The following is a 17789-nucleotide window of genomic DNA, read 5'->3' as shown; positions in this document are numbered from 1 at the left end:
GCCCGCGCGGAGGCCGCGTGATCGGACCATCTTGACTTTCGTCCATGGCGAAGCGGACGGCGCGGCTTGTAGCGTCCGGTCCTGTGAAGGATCCTGAAGAGCCGATGCGGCGCGGGCGTCGGCTGGCGATGGACCTCGCGCTGTGGCTCGGGCTCTGTGGCTTGGTGGTCATCGACGCGGGATCCAGTACGAGGCCCTGGGAACTGCTCGCCGGACTCATCGCGACCACGGCCGCGATCGCGGTGTCGCGGCGGTACCCCGTGGTCTCGCTCGCCATAGCAATGCTCGCGGGCTTCGTCGTCCTGGGCAGTTTCGGCGGCCGGGTGCCGATCTGGGAAGGGTTCGTCCTGGTCGCGGTGAGCTACCTCGCCGGTTACCGGCAGCCGGTCGCGAAGCCGATGCTGCGCGTTTTCGCCGTCGTCTCCGTGATCGCGGTCCCTGTGGCGCTGATGGCGGGCGAGGACGGGTTCGCCTCCTGGGGCGCCCTGCTCGGGCTCTTGGTCTTCGCGTCGGTGACGCCGTGGCTGCTGGGCAAGTACATCCGGCAGCGCGAGGACATGGCGCGCGACGGTTGGCGTCGCGCGGAGGAGATGGAGAGCCGTCAGCGGCTCGTCGCCGACCGGGCGCGGCTACGGGAGCGCACCCGGATCGCCAGTGACATGCACGATTCGCTGGGTCACGAACTGAGTCTCATAGCGGTCCGTGCGGCGGCGCTCGAGGTCGCGGGCGGCCTCGACGAGAAGCAGCGGGAGGCCGCCGGTGACCTGCGGCAGAGCGCCGCGACGGCGACCGAGCGATTGCGCGAGATCATCGGCGTGCTGCGTGAGGACGACGCGCCGACCGAGCCGGTGCACGAGACCGTCGACGAACTGCTGGACCGGGCAAGGGCGTCCGGCGTGCTCATCGAGTCCTTTGTGGACGATTCGATCGACGGCGAGCCGCCGATGGTCGACCGCGCGGCCTATCGCGTGGTGCAGGAGTCGGTGACGAACGTCGTGAAGCACGCGCCCGGCGCCGCCGTCACCGTCCGGGTCGTGCGTTCGGCAGGGCGGACCGACGTCGTGGTCACCAACGTGCCGCCGCCCGCGGGGCCCTTGCCCGGCCGGTCTTCGGGACGGCGCGGGCTGATCGGTCTGCGTGAGCGGGTCCGGCTGGTCGGCGGGACCTTGCGGGCGGGACCTCGCGACGGCGGCTTCGAGGTCAGTGCGAGCTTGCCGCATGACGCGGCGCCGTCGGAGGAATCGCCGGAAAACCAGGCGGCGATGGACGCCGAAGTGGGACAGTCGACGTCGGCGAAGGAACTGGAACGTGCTCGACGGGACGTGCGGCGCAGCCTGATCCAGGCGATCGTCGTGCCGATCGGGCTCTTCGGCGTGGTGGTCGGGATCAGCGGGGTGGTGTTCCTCTTCCAGTGGTACGGCTCCGTGCTGCGCAAGGGAGACTACGACCGCGTCCGGCCGGGGCAGACGAGGGCGGAGCTCGCGGTCGTGCTGCCGGACGGTCAGCGGATCGCGCGGCCAAGGGTGGTGGAGCCGCCGGTGCCCGCGGGGGCGACGTGCGAGTACTACGGCACCGAGCGCACCGTGTTCAACTTGGACTACGAGGCCTACCGGCTGTGCTTCGCCGAGGGGAAGCTCGTGGCGAAGGACATGATCAGTGAAGACGAGCAAAGGGGGAACCCGGATGATCCGGGTGGTGCTGGCCGATGACGAGGCGATGATCCGCGCCGGGGTGTCGGCGATCCTGGCCGCGGACGCCGGGATCGAAGTGGTCGCGGAGGCCGGAGACGGCCGCGCCGCCGTCGAACAGGCTCGCGTGACCAGGCCGGATGTCGTGCTCCTCGACATCAGGATGCCGGTCATGGACGGGCTCAAGGCGGCCGAGGAAATCCGGCGGCTGCTGCCCGACATCGGCGTGATCATGCTGACGACGTTCGGCGAAGACGCCTACATCGAACGCGCGCTGGGCCTCGGCGCGAGTGGCTTCCTGCTGAAGTCCGGTGACCCGCGGGAACTGCTCTCCGGGATCCACGCCGTCGCCGGTGGGGCGGCGTTCCTCTCGCCGAAGGTCGCGCAGCGGGTCATCGCGCGGTTCTCCGGCAACCAGGTGTCCCGTGCCGAAGAGGCGAAGGCACTGATCGGCAAACTGACCCCGCGCGAACAGGAAGTGCTGGCGCTGCTGGGTTCCGGACTGTCCAATGCGGACATAGCCGGGAAGCTGTTCGTGGTCGAGGGCACGGTGAAGGCCTACGTGAGCACCATCCTCAACCGGCTCGGCGCGCGGAACCGGGTGCAGGCCGCGATCACGGCGTACGAGGCGGGGCTGGTCGGCGGGGAACGGGAGGAGTCCAGCCGCTGACACCGGCGCCGATGCGGGCGGTGAGCGCGCCGGGAAGCATCCGGAACACGCTGTTGCGGATCGCTACCGCGAGCGGATTTCTGAGCTGGGGCCCCATTTTTCCGGCCTGGACCGAGGACTTGACGACCGCTTGGCTGCGTGGGCGGCGCTGCTCGTCGTAACTCCTCAATGCCGTGTCGACGTTCTCGTGCGTGCTGAGCGCGGCGGCGAGGACGACGGCGTCTTCGATCGCCTGGCAGCCGCCTTGGCCCAGGAACGGCGGCATCGCGTGCGCCGCGTCGCCGAGGAGCGCGATGCGGCCTCGCACGTACGACGGCAGGGGAGTGCCGAGCAGGTACAGGTCGTGGTGGAGCAACGCCTCGGGCGTGGTCGCTTCGATCAGTTCGGGGATGGGTTCGTGCCAGCCGCCGAAGCGCCTTCGAAGGTACGCTTTCGGGTCTTCGTATCGGATTCCCGGTTCGGCGACATAGCTCGCCCACCAGTAGACCCGGCCGTCGTGCAACGGGATGACGCCGATCTCGGCGCCGTCGTCCCAGCTCGTGCCGAGTTCGGTGGGACGCGGGAGCGCGGTCACCGCGCGGAAGGCGGTGCTGCCGCTGTAGACCGGTTCGGGATGCCGCGGCCACAGGCGTTTCCGGAGTCCACTGTGGATTCCGTCGGCGGCGACGATGACGTCCGCGTCCAGGTCCTCGGGGTTCGTGACCTCGACGCCGGTGCGGACGCATCCGGCGGGAAGGGCGTCGTGGAGTGCCGCGATGAAGTCGGCGCGGTGGATGGCGGCGAGCGGGCGGCCGTGGTGACGGCGGAACGCGTCGGCGTCCCATCGGGTGATGCGGCGGCCTTCGCGGTCGTGGAGGCCGCCGGACTCTTGTTCTCGCAGCTTGGCGAGGTGGACGCCCAGCGTTTCGAGTGAGCGCAGGGCGTTCGGCCACAGGGAGATGCCCGCGCCGACCGCGGTGAGTTCCGGGGCCTGCTCCAGGACGGTGACCTCCCAGCCGATGCCATGCAGCCCGATGGCGGCGCTCAGTCCGCCGATTCCCCCGCCGGCCACGATCGCTTTGCGCATGTCGACCTCCTCTACATCCGTAGAGTACTACTACACTTGTAGAGTGCGAAAGGCGACGATCGGGGACGCGGCCATCGAGGTGATCGCGGCGGACGGGATGCGCGGGCTGACGCATCGCGCTGTCGACCGGTTCGCCGGCCTGCCGCCGGGTTCGACCTCGTATTACGCGCGGACGCGGGCGGCGCTGCTGGAGCTGGCGATCTCGCGGATGGTCGAACTCGACGAGGTCACCCTCGACCCGCCGCCCGGCAGGCTGGCCGAGTACGTGGCGGGGTTCGCCCACGCGGCGATCACGAGCGGGCGGACGCGGATGCTCGCGCGGTACGAGTTCGCGCTGGAGGCGACGCGGCGGCCGGAGCTGCGCGAGGCGTACGACCGAGGGGGCCTGATGATCCGGCGGCGGTGTGCCGAGGTGCTGGCCGACCGCGGCTCGGTGGAGCCGGAGCGGCACGCGCGGGTGCTCGTCGCTTGGCTGGACGGGACGATTTTCGACGCTCTCGCCGGGACCGGCTCGCTGCGGCCGCCTGGGTTGGCGGAGCTGACGCGGGGGGCGCGGGAGGTGCTGGCGGGGCTCGGGGTGGCGGGGTAGCAGGGGACCTTTGCTATCGCCTGGGGCTGGGTGTCGCGAAAGCCACTTTCGGGACATCTGATGTCCCGAAAGTGGCTTTCGCGACAGGCCGGGCGAGCAAGTGGGAGCAAAGGTCCCTTGCTGCGCCTTCAGGCGTCGCGGCGCCGGAGCACGGTGGAACCGGCGGCGAGACCGGCCGCCGCCCACGCCGTACAGAGCACGATGCCGACCCAGGGCGCGTAGGGCGCGATGCCGCCGAAGATGGGGTTCGGCTCCCCTGGCGAGAGCATCGCGTTGACGCCCGCGAAGCCGGGGAAGTAGTTCAGGATGTCCTCCCCGCCCAGCGAACCGACGAACATCGGGACCATCACCAGCAGCACGAACACCGTCACGAGCGTCCCCGCCGTGCTCCGCAGCGCCGTCCCCAGGCCGAGGCAGAGCAAGCCCAGCAGACCGAAGTAGCCACCCATACCCGCGGCGGTCGCGAGGACGTCGCCCACCGAGGTATCCCGCGCGGGGATCAGCGGCGCCGAGATCGCCACGCCGACGAGCGTGTTCAAGACGCCGTAGCCGAACAGCACCGGCAGCAGGACCGCCGATTTCGCCGCGAGGAGCCGATTTCGCACCGGGATCCACTGCAAGGTCGAGCGGATGCTGCCGCTGGCGTATTCGCTTGTGATGAACAGTGCCGCCAGCGCGACCACGGCGAACTGGGTGAGGTAGAACGCCGCCCCGGTCACCACGGCGTGCGGGGCCATCGAGCGTTCGACGCCCGCGTTCGCGGCCAGGCCCAGCGCGCCGGAGTAGGCGAGCATCAGGACGACCCCGATGCTCAGGCACCACCAGGTCGAGCGGACCGACCAGAACTTGGTCCATTCCGAAGAGACCGCGTTCATCGTGCGCTCCACTGCTTGAAGAAACCGGTCAGCCGGTCACGGAAGAAGTCCAGTGCCTTCCGGGAATCGATCGAGCCGTACTGGTTCTCGACCTCTGTCGGCGGAATCTGCGGTCGCAGCCCCAGCTGGTCGACCAGGAGCGCCGCGTCCGTCACCGACGAATGGCCGCTGTCCTTGACCAGGAACCGCTCCTTCGGACCGGTGAGCCGCGGCCAGGTCTCGTCCCAGGTCGGGCCGAAGTGCTTCTCGCCGATCGGGCTCGCCAGGAGAAGCAGCGGCCGGTCGAGGGAAACGGTGCCGTAGAAGGGGCCGTCGACGTTCACGCCCGCTTTGATCCGCCGGTCGGCGACCATCGTGGCGGCGGTGGCCGAACCGCCGGCGGAGTGACCGGCCATCCCGATCTTCCTGGCGTCGATCGACCAGCGCCGGTCCTTCAGCAGGGTGTCGACGACGAACGACGTGTCGATCGCGCGGTTCGCGATCGCGGCGGGCCAAGGGCCGTTCGGCCGGGTACATGCGACGCACTGGCGCAGTCCGTCGGGGAACTCCGTCGCCCAGGCTTCGTAGGCGTGGTCGATTCCGGCCACCACGAAACCCTGTGCGGCAAGATGTTCCGCCACCGAGGTCAGGGTGATCCGGTTGTTGCCCGCCCCCGGCGACAACAGGACCAGCGGGCGACGTCCGGGCAGCGAAGGCGCGTTCTCCCTCGAGTGAATCCGGACCTTGCTCAGTGTGTCCGGCGGCAGGTCGAGCTTCCGCCCGGCGACCGCCGCCGCCGACTCCGCGTTCGTCATGTACAGCGGCGCCCGCCCGAGGGGGACGGCCGGGTACCAGACGTTGACCATCAGCTCGCGCCGCTTCTCGGGCATCCAAGGATCGGCTCGCTGCTGATCGGTGAGGTGCAGCGTGCGCACCCCGATCGGGAACGGGCCCTCCGGCGCGGGAAGCGACAAAGCCGGGGCGGCCGGTGCCGCCGACGCGACCGCCGGCGCCCCCAGCAGGCCCGCGATCACTGCTACCGAGACCATGAGTGACTTCATGCCGCGACTCCCGTTCCGTATTCGACCGACGACGCGGTCAATTCCATGTAGGCCTGTTCCAATGACGCCGTCCGTTCGGTCAGCCCGTGCACGCGGATCCCGAGTTCGTGCACCGCGTCGCCGACGCTGTGCACGGCGAGGTCGTGCACGATCAGTTCGTCCCGATCGGCTTCCGTGGCCGCGCCGAGCGCGCGCAGACGCTGGTCGAGTGCGCGCAGTTCGGCGGGAACGGGCACCCGCACCGCGACCGACGTCCGCGAATTGCCCGCGATGAATTCGTCGACCGGGGCGTCGGCGAGCAGTTTTCCCTTGCCGATGACGACCAGCCTGTCCGCGGTCAGCTGCATCTCGCTCATCAGGTGGCTCGACACGAACACCGTGCGGCCCTCCGCCGCCAGCGAACGCATCAGCTGCCGAACCCAGCGGACGCCGTCGGGGTCGAGACCGTTGACCGGTTCGTCGAACATCAGCACGCCCGGGTCGCCCAGCAACGCGCCCGCGATACCGAGCCGTTGCCCCATGCCGAGCGAAAACATCCCGGCTCGTTTGCCCGCGACGTCGGTGAGGCCGACCGTCGCGAGCACCTCGTCCACCCGGCTCGCCGGGAGCCCGTTGCTGCGTGCCATCGCCAGGAGGTGCTTGCCCGCGCTCCGCCCGGGGTGCAGTGCCTTGGCCTCCAGCAACGCGCCGACCTCACGCAGCGGAGACCGCAGGTCCGCGTACTTCTCGCCGCCGATGCGGACGTCCCCGCCGCTGGGCCGGTCGAGGCCGAGCGTCATCCGCATGGTCGTCGACTTGCCCGCGCCGTTGGGACCGAGGAAACCGGTCACCTTGCCCGGCTCGACGGCGAAGGTCAGCCCGTCGACCACCGTCTTCTCGCCATAGCGCTTCGTGAGTCCTCGAAGCGTGATCATCCGCGCCCTCCTTCGTGTACCGCAAGTCTCCGGCGCGGGGACACGTGCGGGCATCGCCCCGAAGTCATCGGACACCCCTTACTTTCGACAGGTGCCGCCCGGCACGAGTCACCGCGGAAAGGCAGAATCGGCGCCATGACCACCCGCGAACAACGGCGCGCGAACCCGCTCGACCTGGTGATGCTCGTCCTCGCCGTGTTCTCCGTCGGGCTGCTCGTCTACGTGACGTTCTTCCCGCATTCGGACGAGACGGCGCACACCGTCTTCGTCATCGACACGGCGGTGTGCGGGATCTTCGCGCTCGAATTCCTGTGGCGGTGGCGGCGCGACGGCTGGGAGAAGTGGTTCCCGCTGCGCAACTGGTACGAAATCCTCGGCATGATCCCGATCGCGGATCCGGCGCTGCGCGGATTCCGGTTGCTGCGGATCCTGGTGGTGCTCGCCCGGCTCGTGCGCACGGCCGACCGCGCGTTCGGGGAGCGGTTCACGCAGCGGCTGGTCGAACGGCTTTCGCGGCCGATCGTGCTGGCGATCAAGAAGCCGATCACGATCGCGGTGCTCGACGAGGTCGTCAAGGTGCTGGAAACCGGGAACTACCCGCAGAACCTCGCGCGGTCACTGGGCGACAACCAGACGCTGCTGCGGGGGATCATCGCCGAGAAGCTCAAGAACGACCCGCAGGCGGGACGGCTTTCGAAGCTGCCGTTCCACGACGAGGTGGTGCGTTCGGTGATCGACACCGCGATGCGCGTGATCCTCGAAGTGCTGACGGATCCGCGGACCGACGAGTTCTTCGCGCATGTCGTGCGGGAGAACCGGGAGCAGATCCGGAGCGCGGTGCAACTCGGGCTGAACGAAAAAGAGGACGACGAGGAGCTGGCGGCGCAGCTGCCGACCCGGCCGCAGCACCAGATGATGGACTGAGGCGCTCAGGACGAGCCACCGCGCCGGGCGGTCCGCCGGGTCGGAGCGGCGCTCAGCGGGTCTTCCGGCCACGGATGCTTCGGGTAGCGCCCGCGGAGATCGGCTCGCACGGCCGCATAACCGTTACGCCAGAAGGATTCCAGATCGGCGGTGACCGCCGCGGGGCGCCCGGCGGGCGAAAGCAGGTGCAGTACGACGGGGACCCCCGCCAGTTCCGGCGTCGCGAGCCACCCGAAGGTCTCCTGCAGTTTCACGGCCAGCACCGGCTGCTCACCCGAGTAGTCGACGCGGAGCCGCGAACCCGACGGCACCTCCAGCCGGTCCGGCGCCAGCTCGTCCAAACGCGACGCTTCGGGCCAGGGCAACAGCCCGCGCAGCGCCGCACCCGCGTCCAGTGAAGCCAAGTCCGACCGGCGGCGGGCCTGCCCGAGGTCGAGCCAAGAGTCCAAAGTGGACAACAGGGCGGCTTCGTCGACCGCGGGCCAAGGTGGGCCCAGCACTCGATGCAGGAAGGACAGCCGCTCGCGCAGGCGCCCCCCGTCCTCCGACCACCTCAGCAGACCGAGCCCTTCGGTGCGCAGGCCGTCCAGCAGCGCGGCGCGGATCGCGTCCGGCGCGGGGGAGCGCAACGGCTTCTCCGACAACACGATCGCTCCGAGCCGCCGCATCGAACGCGCCACCACGTCCCCGCCTGCCCAGTGCACCTCGTCCACCGTCGTGACCAGATTCGGCGCCGCGCGCACGGCGAGTGCCTCGTCGGCGGGCGCGGCCAGCCGGATGATCCCCTGCGCGCGGCCGGGGTCGCGGGTCGCTTCGGCCACCGCCAGCCATTCGACGTCCGCCAGTCCGCTGCCACGCGGCAGTTCCGCCGCCGTGCCACCGGCCATCAGATACACCGGCGTGCCCACGGCACGCCGTCGCGCGAGCCGTTCGGGATGTGCCAGCGCCACGACCAGCGCCGGATCGGCCGCGTGACCGCCGTCGGGCACCAGTTTGGCGAGCCGCCGTACGTCGGACTTCCAGCGCCCGTCGTCCCGCACCCGTCGCAGTTCGGCTTCGAGATCGGTCAGTGTGCCGCCACTGTCGAGCAGCGCGACGACCTCGGCCGCCGAACGCGCGTTGGTCCGTGCCGCGCCGTCCAGCAACGCCCGCGCCAACCGCGGATGCAGGCCGAGCCCGGCCATCTTCCGGCCGCGTTCGGTCACCGTCCCGTCTTCCGTGGTCGCCCCGAGCGTGGTCAGCAACGCGCGACCGGCGGCCAGCGCGCCTTCACCCGGCGGATCCCACCAGGAGAGGCCGGAGCCGTCCGGAGTGGACCAGCACGCGAGTTCGAGCGCGAACCGGGCCAGTTCCGCCGTCCTGATCTCCGGCTCGGGGTAGGCGGGCAGGGAACCCTGTTCGTGCGCCGCCCAGCACCGGTAAGCACGCCCCGGTGCCTCACGTCCGGCCCGGCCGGCGCGCTGTTCCGCGACCGCGGCCGAAACCCGGACCGTCGCCAGCCCCGGCAGTCCGCGCCGGTGATCGACCCTGGGCACCCGGGACAGTCCGCAGTCCACCACCGCGCGCACACCCGGCACGGTCAGGCTGGACTCGGCGACCGACGTCGAGAGCACCACCCGGCGGCGGGCGCGCGGGCGCAGCGCGTCGTCCTGACTCGTCGCCGAAAGCCGCCCGTGCAGTGGCAGCACGTCGGCGGCCAGGCCGCTGAGCAGGCCACTCACTCTGGCGATCTCGCCCGCGCCGGGCAGGAACGCGAGGACGTCTCCGTCCCCTTCGGACAGTGCTTTGTGGATCGCGCGGACCACGGTCGTCTCGATCCGCTCGCCACGCGCGGGCGGGGAATACGAGACGTCGACCGGATAGGTCCTCGCGTACGCGGTGATCACCGGCGCGTTCCCGAGCAGCGCGGCCAGCCGTCCGGCCGCCACGGTGGCGGAAGTCGCGATCAGGCGCAGGTCGTCCCGCAGCCCGGCACGCACGTCCAGCAGCAACGCGAGCACCAGGTCCGCGTCGAGGTGCCGTTCGTGGCATTCGTCGAGCAGGACGGTCGAAACCCCGGACAGTTCGGGATCACCCTGCACCCGCCGGACCAGCAGCCCCGAAGTGACCACTTCGATTCGCGTCGAAGAAGACACCTTCCGGTCTCCGCGCACCGAATAGCCGACCGTCTCGCCGACCCGTTCACCCAGCAGGGACGCCATCCGCGCCGCCGCGGCCCGCGCGGCCAGCCGCCTGGGTTCGGCGACGATCACCCGGCCTTCGCCGTTGTCCAGCGCGAGCGGCACCAGGGTGGTCTTGCCGGTCCCCGGGGGCGCGACGAGCACGGCGGTGCCATGGGCGTCGAGCGCGGCTTCGAGTTCGGGCAGGACGGCGCGGACCGGCAGATCGGGAAGGGTCACCGTTCGGTGACCTGTGGTGGCGGCGGGATCCGGTAACCGGACGGGCCGATGTTGCGGTTCAGCGATGCGAGCCAATCGCCCGACGAGATCATCTTCTGGATGGCCCTGGCCACCGCCGCCCGCCCCTCGTCGTCACCCTTGCGCAGGCCTACACCGTATTTCTCGGCGGAGAAGGGCTTGCCGACGACCCTCAGCAACTCCGGGTTCTGCGCCACGTAGCCGGCCAGGATGACGTCGTCGGTGGTCACCGCGTCGACCTGCTGCGCGAGCAGCGCCGTGACGCAGTCCTGGTAGCGCGGGTATTCGACGAGCTGGACGGCTTGGGCGAACTTGTCGCGCACCTGCTCGGCCGAGGTGGTGCCGCCCACCGCGCACAGCTTGCGGCCGTTGAGGTTCTCGGGGCCGGTGATGTCGGTCGACCGGAGCCGGACCAGCAGATCCTGGCCGGTGTCGAAATAGGGCCCGGCGAAAGCGACCATCTGTTTGCGTTTTTCGGTGATCGAATAGCTCGCCACCATCAAATCCGTGGTCCCCGACGTTATGTCGGTCTCACGGGACGACGGTTTGGAGTCGTGCCAGGTGATGCGATCCGCGTCGACGCCCAATTCGGCCGCGACGTACTTCGCCACGTCGACGTCGAAGCCGACATACCGGCCGTCGACCGTCCGTTGGGACAGTCCCGGCTGGTCGAAGCGGATGCCGATGGTGAGTTTGTTCGATCCGACGGCCCGCGCGACAAGGGAATCCGACGGACCGGTCTCCTGGCTGCAAGCCGCCGTCGTGACCAGCATCAAGCAGATTGTCAGCAGGGCGCGTCCCCTCATCGGGTGCCTCCGTCCGCCGCCTCACATTGTTCTCAGGGTTGACGGCTAGCCTAGGCCCGTGCGTAGACCGCCCCAAGTCGTGTTCGATGCCGTGGGCACCCTCGCCCGGCTCGGACTGGCCGCCGTCTGGCTGATTTCCGGAGCGCTGAAGATCAGCGCTCCGGGGCAGACCTACATCGCCGTGCAGGCGTTCGACGTCCTGCCGGACGGGCTCGTCCGCCCGGTGGCGATCGGGATGCCGATCGCCGAACTGGCGCTCGGCCTGCTCCTGCTCGCCGGGTTCGTGACCCGCTGGGCGTCGGTGCTGTCGGTGCTGCTGCTCGCGGTGCTCATCGCCGCCATCGCCCAATCGTGGGCGCGTGGCCTGAGCATAGATTGTGGCTGCTTCGGCGGCGGCGGTCAGATCGCCGCGGATCAGACGCAGTATCCGCAGGAGATCGCCAGGGACCTCGGGTTCGCCCTGCTGGGTGTCTGGCTGATCGTGCGGCCGCGGACCTGGCTGTCGGTGGACGGCTGGCTCGGGAACTCCGGGGCCCCCGCCGACGACGACTATGTGGGTATCGCTGAAGGGAACGGATAATCGTGGGTGGAGCTGAGCGCAACGCTCGGAAACGCAAGCAGCAGCAGACGGCGGCGCGTTCGGTGGCACAGGCCAGGGGCGTCGCCGGGGGCGACAAGAAGAAGGTCGTCGTGATCACCGTCGCGGTGATCGTGCTCGCCGCGCTGGTGATCGGTGGCGTCATCTGGTCGACGTCCAGCAAGGACAGCACCGACGGCAAGGTGATCGCGGCGCAGTCGGGTACCTGGGGGCCAGGCGTCGTCGAGAAGCGTGACGGCGTCGTGGTGAGCGCCGGCAAGCCCGAGGCGAAGAAGTCCATCGACGTCTACGCCGACTTCTTGTGCCCGGTCTGCAAGCAGTTCGAGGAAAAGTTCGGGGGCCAGATCCACGAGCAGGTGAACAACGGGACCCTGCAGGTTCGCTACCACATGCTGCCGATGCTCAACCAGCGCTCCGACCCACCGGGCTACTCGCTGGACTCGGCCAACGCCGCACTGGCCGCGGCCGACGCGGGCAAGTTCCTCGCCTTCCACGACGCGCTGTTCAAGGATCAGCCGGACGAGGGAGCGCGCGGGTTCGACAAGGCGCAGCTGATCAAGCTCGGCCAAGACGTCGGCATCACCGACCCGGCCTTCGCCACGTCGATCAACACCGGCGTCTACGAGCAGCAGATCCAGGACGAGTACAAGAAGACCTCCACGGATCCGTCGTTGCAGCAGGACTTCGGCCGGGGTCCCAGTTTCGGCACGCCGACCGTCGCGTCGAACGGGCAGGTCGTGAAGCTCGACGAAGGCTGGCTTCAGAAGGTCCTCGGCTAGTTCCCCGTCGCGTTTCGTCCTCTAGTTGCGGTCCTTGCGCGTGCGAGGACCGCAACTAGAGGACTAATTGCGGGCGAGGGCGGCGAAGGCTTGGACGCGGGCGGTTTCGGCGGAGCGGGGCCAGACGAGGCCCCACTCGACGTCGGGGGAGCCCGCGAAGGGCACGAAGCGGATCCGGGGATGCGAGAAGTACTCCTGCGCGTGCGCGGCGAGCGGGCAGATCCCGGCGCCGGTGGCGATCGCGGCGAGCAGTTCCTGGAACGTCGCGAAAGACCTCCCTCGGGTCACCGGGTGCCCGGCGGGTGTCAGCCACTGCTTCGGTTCCTCGACCCAGTACGGCTCCGGCGGATGCGCCGCGCGCAGGACGGTGTCCCGCGCGAGATCGTCCAGAGTGACTGACTTCCGCCGCGCGAAGGGGTGTTTCGAGGACACCGCGAGGACCATCGGTTCGGAGTGGACAGCCGGTCCGGTGGTGACATCGGCTTCGTCAGCCGGAAGCAGGGTCACCAGCACGTCGATCTCACCCGATCGCAGCATCGCGAACGGGTCGGCGAAATCGGCTTCCCGGATGAGCAGTTCCGTTTCCGGATATCGGTTCCGGAAACGGTCCAACAGGCTTTCGATGAGGTCGGCGACGCCGGGTGCCTCGAAGCCCAGCCGCAGTACGCCGCCGATCCCGCGTCCGGCCGCGACCGCGCGCTCGATGCCTTCGTGCAGTGCGCGGTAGGCGGGGCCGAGGTCGTCGCGCAGCCGCTCGCCGATCGCCGTGAGCTGGACTCGCCTGCTCGTGCGGGCGAACAGCGGCGCGCCGATCCGGCGCTCCACCTGTTTGATCGTCTGGCTCACCCGTGCCTGCGAGACGTGCAGCCGTTCCGCGGTGCGGCCGAAATGCAGTTCGTCGGCCAGCGCCAGGAAGATCTCGATCTCCCGCAGTTCCATAATCTTCAGGTTATCGATTCGGGACGGGTGTGGGTCGCCGGGCATCGTCTTTCCGCAAACCTGGACCGCCTCGCAAGAGGGTGCCGACGGCCTGATCGGGGCGCGTTTTCCCTGGTCAGGCCGTCGGGCGAGAGCAAAGGTCCCTTGCTACTCCTCGATGGCGCCGCCCACCGCCCGCAGGTGCTCACGGAACGTCAGCGAAGGCGTCTTCGCGCGCTCCGCGAGGAAGTCGGCGAAGCGCACCTGCTCGCGAAGGGACTCCCCGGCGCGGATCCGGTCTGCTTGCAGGCGTTCGGTGTCGCGGATGGCCTCCGCGCGGTCGAGAACCTCGTCGGCGCGGTCGGCCGCGATGAACAGGACGCCGTCCTCGTCGCCGAACACGAGGTCCGCGCGGCTCACCGTCCACTCGCCGACGACGGCCGATTCCAGCGCGCCGTCCGGGCGGGCGGAGACCGAGAGCGGACCGGTCGGGATCGAGCCGAGGCTGAACACCGGCAGGCCGATCTTCACGATGTCGGCGGTGTCGCGGTGCAGGCCCCAGATCACGACGCCGCCCAGCCCGGCCGACTGCGCTTCGAGGACCGCGAGGTCGCCGACGCAGCTTTCGTCGAGCCTGCCGCCGTTGTCGACGACGAGGACGTCGCCGGGGTTCGCGGTTTCGTACGCCTCCAGAAAGACGTCGACACTGCCGACGTGCCGGGCGGGGGAGACCCGCCCGGCCAGCCTGCTACCGGGAACGACCGCGCGTGTCCCGGCGGGCGCGCACCGGACCGGGACGCCGGCGCGGACGCAGCCGTCGGTCAGATGCGCGGTGGTCAGCAGTTCGAACCGCTGCCGAAGCTCCTCGAAATCCATACCCCGACTTTAGCCACGACGCCATACGACGAGCTTGTCGTGATACTCGTCGTCCTGGAGAGTGCCCATGATTTCGCCGTTCGCCCCCGCGATGGCACCGCAACCGCTGGACGGCGCGGGAAGCGTCTCGACCGGCCCGCCCAGGGACCACGCCGCGGGAATCGTTTCGGTCCCCATGGTCCGCAGGCAGCCCGTGACGAGTCCCGACCCGTTGAGCGCGGTCGCCGTCATGCCGTCCGGCACCGGAACCGAGGTGTCGTAGGCCGTCCACACCCGGGCGCCGCCTTCGACGTCGGCCAGCACTTTGCCGTCCCGGATCGCGAGGGCACGGGATTCGCGGATGCCCTCGGGGAGGACGAGTTCCCGCGCCACGCCGTCCTTCCACAGCCAGGTGCTGCCGAACTGTTCCTGCATCAGGATCGTGCCGTCGCGGTCGATGTCCACCGGGCTGAGCAGCGGCGGGGAGTCCAAGACCACCGGGTGCGCACGGTCGCCGCCCGGCCAGAACGCCGCCCACGAGCCGAACCGCGGATCGTTGTACACGCTGCCGACGATGTCGCCCCGGTCGTTCATGCCCGTGACGACCGATTGGGAGTACCCCGGCGCCTTCTCCAGTAGCTGGAATCCGCCGTTCTCGAAGACGAACGAACGGCGGGTGTTCGTCGAGATCGCATAGCCGTTCGCGAGAACCGCCTTCGACGCGTTCTCGTCCACGGCTTCGACCGTGGTGTAGCCCGCCGGGACGCCGTGGTTCCGCACCCGCCAGCCCGACCAGGTGAGCAGGCCCCCGTCGAAGTGTCCCGCGTAGCTTCCGGCCCCGTCGGTGGCCACCACCCGGATGGCGTCGCCACCCGGCGGCCGCAGATAGCTCATCGTCCATCCGGTCGCCGACGCGGTGCCCGCGGACAGCAATCCCGCGGCGACGGTGGCCGCCAGGACCAGGCTCGTACGTTTCATCGAAACCCCCTGTGAGTCGTGTTCACCCTGTTTAACGGGGGTGCGCTCGGTCTGTCTGCGTCACCTGACACCCATCGTGCCGGTAGTAACATCCGTGCAGACCTGTATGTAAGGGGTTGATAAATACAGGCCTGTCTGTATCTTCAGGATCAACAGCGACCCGGCAACGACAAGGAGCGTTGTGGTGGCGAACAAGGTGTACGTCGTCGGCGTGGGCATGACGAAGTTCGAGAAGCCCGGACGCCGCGAGGACTGGGACTACCCGCAGATGGCCAAGGAGTCCGGGACGAAGGCGCTCTCCGATGCCGGGATCTCGTTCGACGAGGTGCGGCAGGCTTACGTCGGCTACGTCTACGGCGAGTCGACCTCGGGGCAGCGCGCGGTCTACGAGCTGGGCATGACCGGCATTCCGGTGGTCAACGTCAACAACAACTGCTCGACCGGGTCGACCGCGCTGTACCTGGCCGCGGAGGCGATCCGGGGTGGCCGCGCGGACTGCGTGCTCGCGCTCGGGTTCGAGAAGATGCAGCCCGGCTCGCTCGGCTCGACCTACGACGACCGCGAGCAACCGATGGGCAAGCACCTTCAGGCGCTCGCGGAGATCTCCGAAGTGCTTTTCCCGCCCGCGCCATGGATGTTCGGCGCGGCCGGTCGCGAGCATATGAAGACCTACGGCACCACTGCCGAGCACTTCGCCAAGATCGGCGAGAAGAACCACCGGCACTCGGTGAACAACCCGTACGCGCAGTTCCAGGAAAGCTATTCACTGCAGGACATCCTCAACTCGCGGATGATCTACGACCCGCTCACGAAGCTCCAGTGCTCGCCGACCTCGGACGGTTCGGGTGCGGCGATCCTGGCCAGTGAGTCCTTTGTGGACTCCCACGGGCTGGCGGGGCAGGCCGTCGAGATCGTCGGGCAGGCGATGACCACTGACTTCGCGAGCACCTTCGACGGTACCGCGAAGAACATCATCGGCCACGACATGAACGTCCAGGCCGCGCGGCAGGTGTACGACCAGTCCGGGCTCGGCGCGGAGGACTTCCAGGTCATCGAGCTGCACGATTGCTTCTCCGCCAACGAACTCCTGCTCTACGAAGCACTCGGCCTCTGCGCCGAAGGGGAAGCCGGGAAACTCGTCGACTCCGGTGACACCACCTACGGCGGCAAATGGGTCGTCAACCCGTCCGGTGGGCTGATCTCCAAGGGGCATCCACTGGGCGCCACCGGCCTCGCGCAGTGCGCCGAACTGACCTGGCAACTGCGCGGGACCGCGGACAAACGCCAGGTCGACGGCGTCGAAGCCGCGTTACAGCACAACATCGGACTCGGCGGCGCCGCCGTCGTCACCGCATACCAGCGCGCCGAGCGCTGATCTCACCGAAAGGACGAACCATGGGCAAGATCAGTGCCTCCGTCGAACTCCCCGCCGCTCCAGACAAGGTCTGGGCGGAGTTCTCCAACCCCAACAACTTCGAGAAGTGGCTGACCATCCACACCAAGTGGAAGGGCGAGGTCCCGGCCGAGTTCTCCAAGGGGGCGCAGGCCTCCGAGGTCGTCACGATGCTCGGGATGCCGAACACGATCACCTGGACCGTCGACGAGTTCGAAGCACCGTCGAAGCTGGCGATCTCCGGGACCGGCATGGCCGGGGTGAAGGTCAAGTTCGAGCTGTCCGTCGAGGCGTCCGGCGACGGCTCGCTCGCCAGCATCGACGCGGAGTTCGCGGGGCAGATGATCGTCGGCGCGCTCGGCAAGGCCGTCGAGAAGGACGGCAAGAAGAACCTGGACGCGTCGCTGGAGAAGTTCAAGGCGCTGGTCGCGTGACGGACGAGCGGTTCGATCCCGGCGGGCTCGGCAAGTGGACCGGTGAATCCCGGTTCGAGGTGACCCGCGAGCGGCTGATCGAGTACGCCAAGGCCACCAACGACCCGATCCCGGCGCATCTCGCCGGGGACGTCGCGGGCCCGGTGTTCGCGATCGTGCCGGTGTTCGAGTCGCTGATGGAACCCGCGCTGGAGGTCGTGCCGGTCGGGTTGTTCGGCCGGATCGTGCACGGGGAACAGGAATTCCGGTTCCACCGGCCGATCCGCCCCGGCGACAAGCTCGTTTCGCGGGCGCGGATGACCGGCTACGAAGGGCTGTCGAACGGCACGCGCGGCACCATCCATCTCGAATGCCGCACCGAAGACGGCGACCTCGTCAACGAGCAGTACGTGACGTTGTTCGTGCGTGGATTCGACACCGGTGAGACGCGGGGCGAACTCGGGCCGGAGCACAAGTTCAAGGACTCACTGCGCTCGCGGGCGCCGGTGGCTGAGGTGCGCCAGCACGTCGACAACGACCAGACGTACCGGTACGCACCCGCCGCGGGCGACCCGATGCCGATCCACCTCGATGAAGAGGTCGCGAAGGATTCGGGACTGCCGGGCATCATCGCGCACGGTCTGTGCACCATGGCGTTCACGTCCTGGGCGCTGCTGACCGAGGTCGCCGGATCCGATGTGGACAGGCTGAAGCGGTTCGCCGTCCGGTTCGCCAAACCGGTACTGCCCGGCCAGGACCTGACGACACGCGTCTGGCACGCGGGCGCCGGGAGCTACGCGTTCGAAACCACCGTCGGCGAGACCGTCGTGATCAAAGACGGCCTCGCGGAATTCGCGGAGTAGGAG

Annotated in this window: 18 protein-coding genes; 9 read left to right on the top strand and 9 right to left on the bottom strand. The window is 69.2% G+C overall.

The window, feature by feature from the left end; genetic code table 11:
- Nucleotides 1-104 precede the first annotated feature (104 nt).
- Nucleotides 105-1709: a histidine kinase gene (locus BS329_RS15090; RefSeq protein ID WP_076161000.1), complete on the top strand. Its 1605-nt coding sequence runs from the start codon at nucleotides 105-107 to the stop codon at nucleotides 1707-1709.
- Nucleotides 1684-2358: a response regulator transcription factor gene (locus BS329_RS15085; RefSeq protein WP_076160997.1), complete on the top strand. Its 675-nt coding sequence runs from the start codon at nucleotides 1684-1686 to the stop codon at nucleotides 2356-2358. The genes BS329_RS15090 and BS329_RS15085 overlap by 26 nt, the downstream gene beginning before the upstream one ends.
- Here the strand turns inward: BS329_RS15085 and BS329_RS15080 are convergent.
- Nucleotides 2303-3424 carry an FAD-dependent monooxygenase gene (locus BS329_RS15080; protein ID WP_076160994.1) on the bottom strand — a complete coding sequence of 374 codons (1122 nt, stop codon included), beginning with the start codon at nucleotides 3422-3424 and terminating at the stop codon, nucleotides 2303-2305. The genes BS329_RS15085 and BS329_RS15080 overlap by 56 nt on opposite strands.
- A gap of 43 nt (nucleotides 3425-3467) precedes the next feature.
- Here BS329_RS15080 and BS329_RS15075 point away from each other — a divergent pair, with 43 nt between their 5' ends.
- Nucleotides 3468-4013, top strand: a complete 546-nt coding sequence (locus BS329_RS15075) for a TetR/AcrR family transcriptional regulator (protein WP_076160991.1) — start codon at nucleotides 3468-3470, stop codon at nucleotides 4011-4013.
- A gap of 128 nt (nucleotides 4014-4141) precedes the next feature.
- Here the strand turns inward: BS329_RS15075 and BS329_RS15070 are convergent, their stop codons facing one another.
- Genes BS329_RS15070 through BS329_RS15060 form a run of 3 tightly spaced genes read right to left on the bottom strand, consistent with a single transcriptional unit; the run spans nucleotide 4142 to nucleotide 6842 of the window.
- A complete protein-coding gene (locus tag BS329_RS15070) occupies nucleotides 4142-4888 on the bottom strand; it encodes an ABC transporter permease (RefSeq protein WP_076160988.1) in 747 nt (248 codons plus the stop codon).
- Nucleotides 4885-5916 (bottom strand): alpha/beta hydrolase family protein, encoded by a 1032-nt coding sequence (locus BS329_RS15065; RefSeq protein ID WP_244197164.1) that lies wholly within the window; start codon nucleotides 5914-5916, stop codon nucleotides 4885-4887. The genes BS329_RS15070 and BS329_RS15065 overlap by 4 nt, the downstream gene beginning before the upstream one ends.
- An 8-nt stretch (nucleotides 5917-5924) precedes the next feature.
- The gene (locus tag BS329_RS15060) at nucleotides 5925-6842 is read right to left on the bottom strand and encodes an ABC transporter ATP-binding protein (protein WP_076160983.1); all 918 of its coding nucleotides are present in this window, start codon (nucleotides 6840-6842) and stop codon (nucleotides 5925-5927) included.
- A 135-nt stretch (nucleotides 6843-6977) separates the two neighbouring features.
- Between BS329_RS15060 and BS329_RS15055 the strand changes: the two genes are divergently transcribed.
- The gene (locus tag BS329_RS15055) at nucleotides 6978-7766 is read left to right on the top strand and encodes an ion transporter (protein WP_076160980.1); all 789 of its coding nucleotides are present in this window, start codon (nucleotides 6978-6980) and stop codon (nucleotides 7764-7766) included.
- 5 nt (nucleotides 7767-7771) lie between these two features.
- Here BS329_RS15055 and hrpB read toward each other — a convergent pair whose 3' ends face one another.
- Together hrpB and BS329_RS15045 are read right to left on the bottom strand one after the other, a co-directional pair.
- Complete coding sequence (gene hrpB / locus BS329_RS15050) at nucleotides 7772-10165, bottom strand: ATP-dependent helicase HrpB (protein WP_076160978.1); 2394 nt, start codon at nucleotides 10163-10165, stop codon at nucleotides 7772-7774.
- Nucleotides 10162-10989: a glutamate ABC transporter substrate-binding protein gene (locus tag BS329_RS15045; RefSeq protein ID WP_076160976.1), complete on the bottom strand. Its 828-nt coding sequence runs from the start codon at nucleotides 10987-10989 to the stop codon at nucleotides 10162-10164. Before BS329_RS15045 ends, hrpB begins: the two co-directional genes overlap by 4 nt.
- 91 nt (nucleotides 10990-11080) lie before the next feature.
- Between BS329_RS15045 and BS329_RS15040 the strand changes: the two genes are divergently transcribed.
- Both BS329_RS15040 and BS329_RS15035 read left to right on the top strand, forming a co-directional pair.
- On the top strand, nucleotides 11081-11569 hold the full coding sequence (locus tag BS329_RS15040; protein WP_084749736.1) for a MauE/DoxX family redox-associated membrane protein: 489 nt from the start codon (nucleotides 11081-11083) through the stop codon (nucleotides 11567-11569).
- A gap of 2 nt (nucleotides 11570-11571) precedes the next feature.
- A complete protein-coding gene (locus BS329_RS15035; RefSeq protein WP_084749716.1) occupies nucleotides 11572-12366 on the top strand; it encodes a DsbA family protein in 795 nt (264 codons plus the stop codon).
- A 63-nt stretch (nucleotides 12367-12429) separates the two neighbouring features.
- Here BS329_RS15035 and BS329_RS15030 read toward each other — a convergent pair whose 3' ends face one another.
- The 3 genes from BS329_RS15030 to BS329_RS15020 all read right to left on the bottom strand — a co-directional run bounded on the left by BS329_RS15030 (nucleotide 12430) and on the right by BS329_RS15020 (nucleotide 15117).
- The gene (locus BS329_RS15030; protein WP_076160970.1) at nucleotides 12430-13305 is read right to left on the bottom strand and encodes a LysR family transcriptional regulator; all 876 of its coding nucleotides are present in this window, start codon (nucleotides 13303-13305) and stop codon (nucleotides 12430-12432) included.
- Nucleotides 13306-13452: 147 nt separating this feature from the next.
- Nucleotides 13453-14160, bottom strand: coding sequence for an RraA family protein (locus tag BS329_RS15025; RefSeq protein WP_076160968.1), 708 nt, complete (start codon nucleotides 14158-14160; stop codon nucleotides 13453-13455).
- Between the two features lie 9 nt (nucleotides 14161-14169).
- The gene (locus tag BS329_RS15020) at nucleotides 14170-15117 is read right to left on the bottom strand and encodes a hypothetical protein (RefSeq protein WP_208619214.1); all 948 of its coding nucleotides are present in this window, start codon (nucleotides 15115-15117) and stop codon (nucleotides 14170-14172) included.
- A 181-nt stretch (nucleotides 15118-15298) separates the two neighbouring features.
- Between BS329_RS15020 and BS329_RS15015 the strand changes: the two genes are divergently transcribed.
- The 3 genes from BS329_RS15015 to BS329_RS15005 are packed head-to-tail and all read left to right on the top strand — an operon-like array spanning nucleotide 15299 to nucleotide 17786.
- Complete coding sequence (locus tag BS329_RS15015; RefSeq protein WP_208619213.1) at nucleotides 15299-16492, top strand: lipid-transfer protein; 1194 nt, start codon at nucleotides 15299-15301, stop codon at nucleotides 16490-16492.
- A gap of 20 nt (nucleotides 16493-16512) precedes the next feature.
- Nucleotides 16513-16944, top strand: a complete 432-nt coding sequence (locus BS329_RS15010) for a type II toxin-antitoxin system Rv0910 family toxin (RefSeq protein WP_076160966.1) — start codon at nucleotides 16513-16515, stop codon at nucleotides 16942-16944.
- Entirely contained in the window at nucleotides 16941-17786 is an 846-nt protein-coding gene (locus tag BS329_RS15005) for a MaoC/PaaZ C-terminal domain-containing protein (protein ID WP_076160963.1), read from the top strand. Before BS329_RS15010 ends, BS329_RS15005 begins: the two co-directional genes overlap by 4 nt.
- The last annotated feature ends 3 nt before the right edge of the window (nucleotides 17787-17789 follow it).

It is taken from the genome of Amycolatopsis coloradensis (assembly GCF_001953865.1).
GTDB lineage: Bacteria > Actinomycetota > Actinomycetes > Mycobacteriales > Pseudonocardiaceae > Amycolatopsis > Amycolatopsis coloradensis.
Note: the sequence above shows the minus strand (reverse complement) of the source record. Positions and strands in the feature narration are given on the sequence as shown.

Bases quoted from the DNA above. Each gene is read 5' to 3' on its own strand.
- BS329_RS15030 (WP_076160970.1), bottom strand. From the start codon at position 13,305: ATGGAACTGCGGGAGATCGAGATCTTCCTGGCGCTGGCCGACGAACTG.
- BS329_RS15055 (WP_076160980.1), top strand. From the start codon at position 6,978: ATGACCACCCGCGAACAACGGCGCGCGAACCCGCTCGACCTGGTGATG.
- BS329_RS15010 (WP_076160966.1), top strand. From the start codon at position 16,513: ATGGGCAAGATCAGTGCCTCCGTCGAACTCCCCGCCGCTCCAGACAAG.
- BS329_RS15080 (WP_076160994.1), bottom strand. From the start codon at position 3,424: ATGCGCAAAGCGATCGTGGCCGGCGGGGGAATCGGCGGACTGAGCGCC.
- BS329_RS15090 (WP_076161000.1), top strand. From the start codon at position 105: ATGCGGCGCGGGCGTCGGCTGGCGATGGACCTCGCGCTGTGGCTCGGG.
- BS329_RS15070 (WP_076160988.1), bottom strand. From the start codon at position 4,888: ATGAACGCGGTCTCTTCGGAATGGACCAAGTTCTGGTCGGTCCGCTCG.
- BS329_RS15025 (WP_076160968.1), bottom strand. From the start codon at position 14,160: ATGGATTTCGAGGAGCTTCGGCAGCGGTTCGAACTGCTGACCACCGCG.
- BS329_RS15085 (WP_076160997.1), top strand. From the start codon at position 1,684: ATGATCCGGGTGGTGCTGGCCGATGACGAGGCGATGATCCGCGCCGGG.
- BS329_RS15045 (WP_076160976.1), bottom strand. From the start codon at position 10,989: ATGAGGGGACGCGCCCTGCTGACAATCTGCTTGATGCTGGTCACGACG.
- BS329_RS15020 (WP_208619214.1), bottom strand. From the start codon at position 15,117: ATGAAACGTACGAGCCTGGTCCTGGCGGCCACCGTCGCCGCGGGATTG.
- BS329_RS15065 (WP_244197164.1), bottom strand. From the start codon at position 5,916: ATGGTCTCGGTAGCAGTGATCGCGGGCCTGCTGGGGGCGCCGGCGGTC.
- BS329_RS15060 (WP_076160983.1), bottom strand. From the start codon at position 6,842: ATGATCACGCTTCGAGGACTCACGAAGCGCTATGGCGAGAAGACGGTG.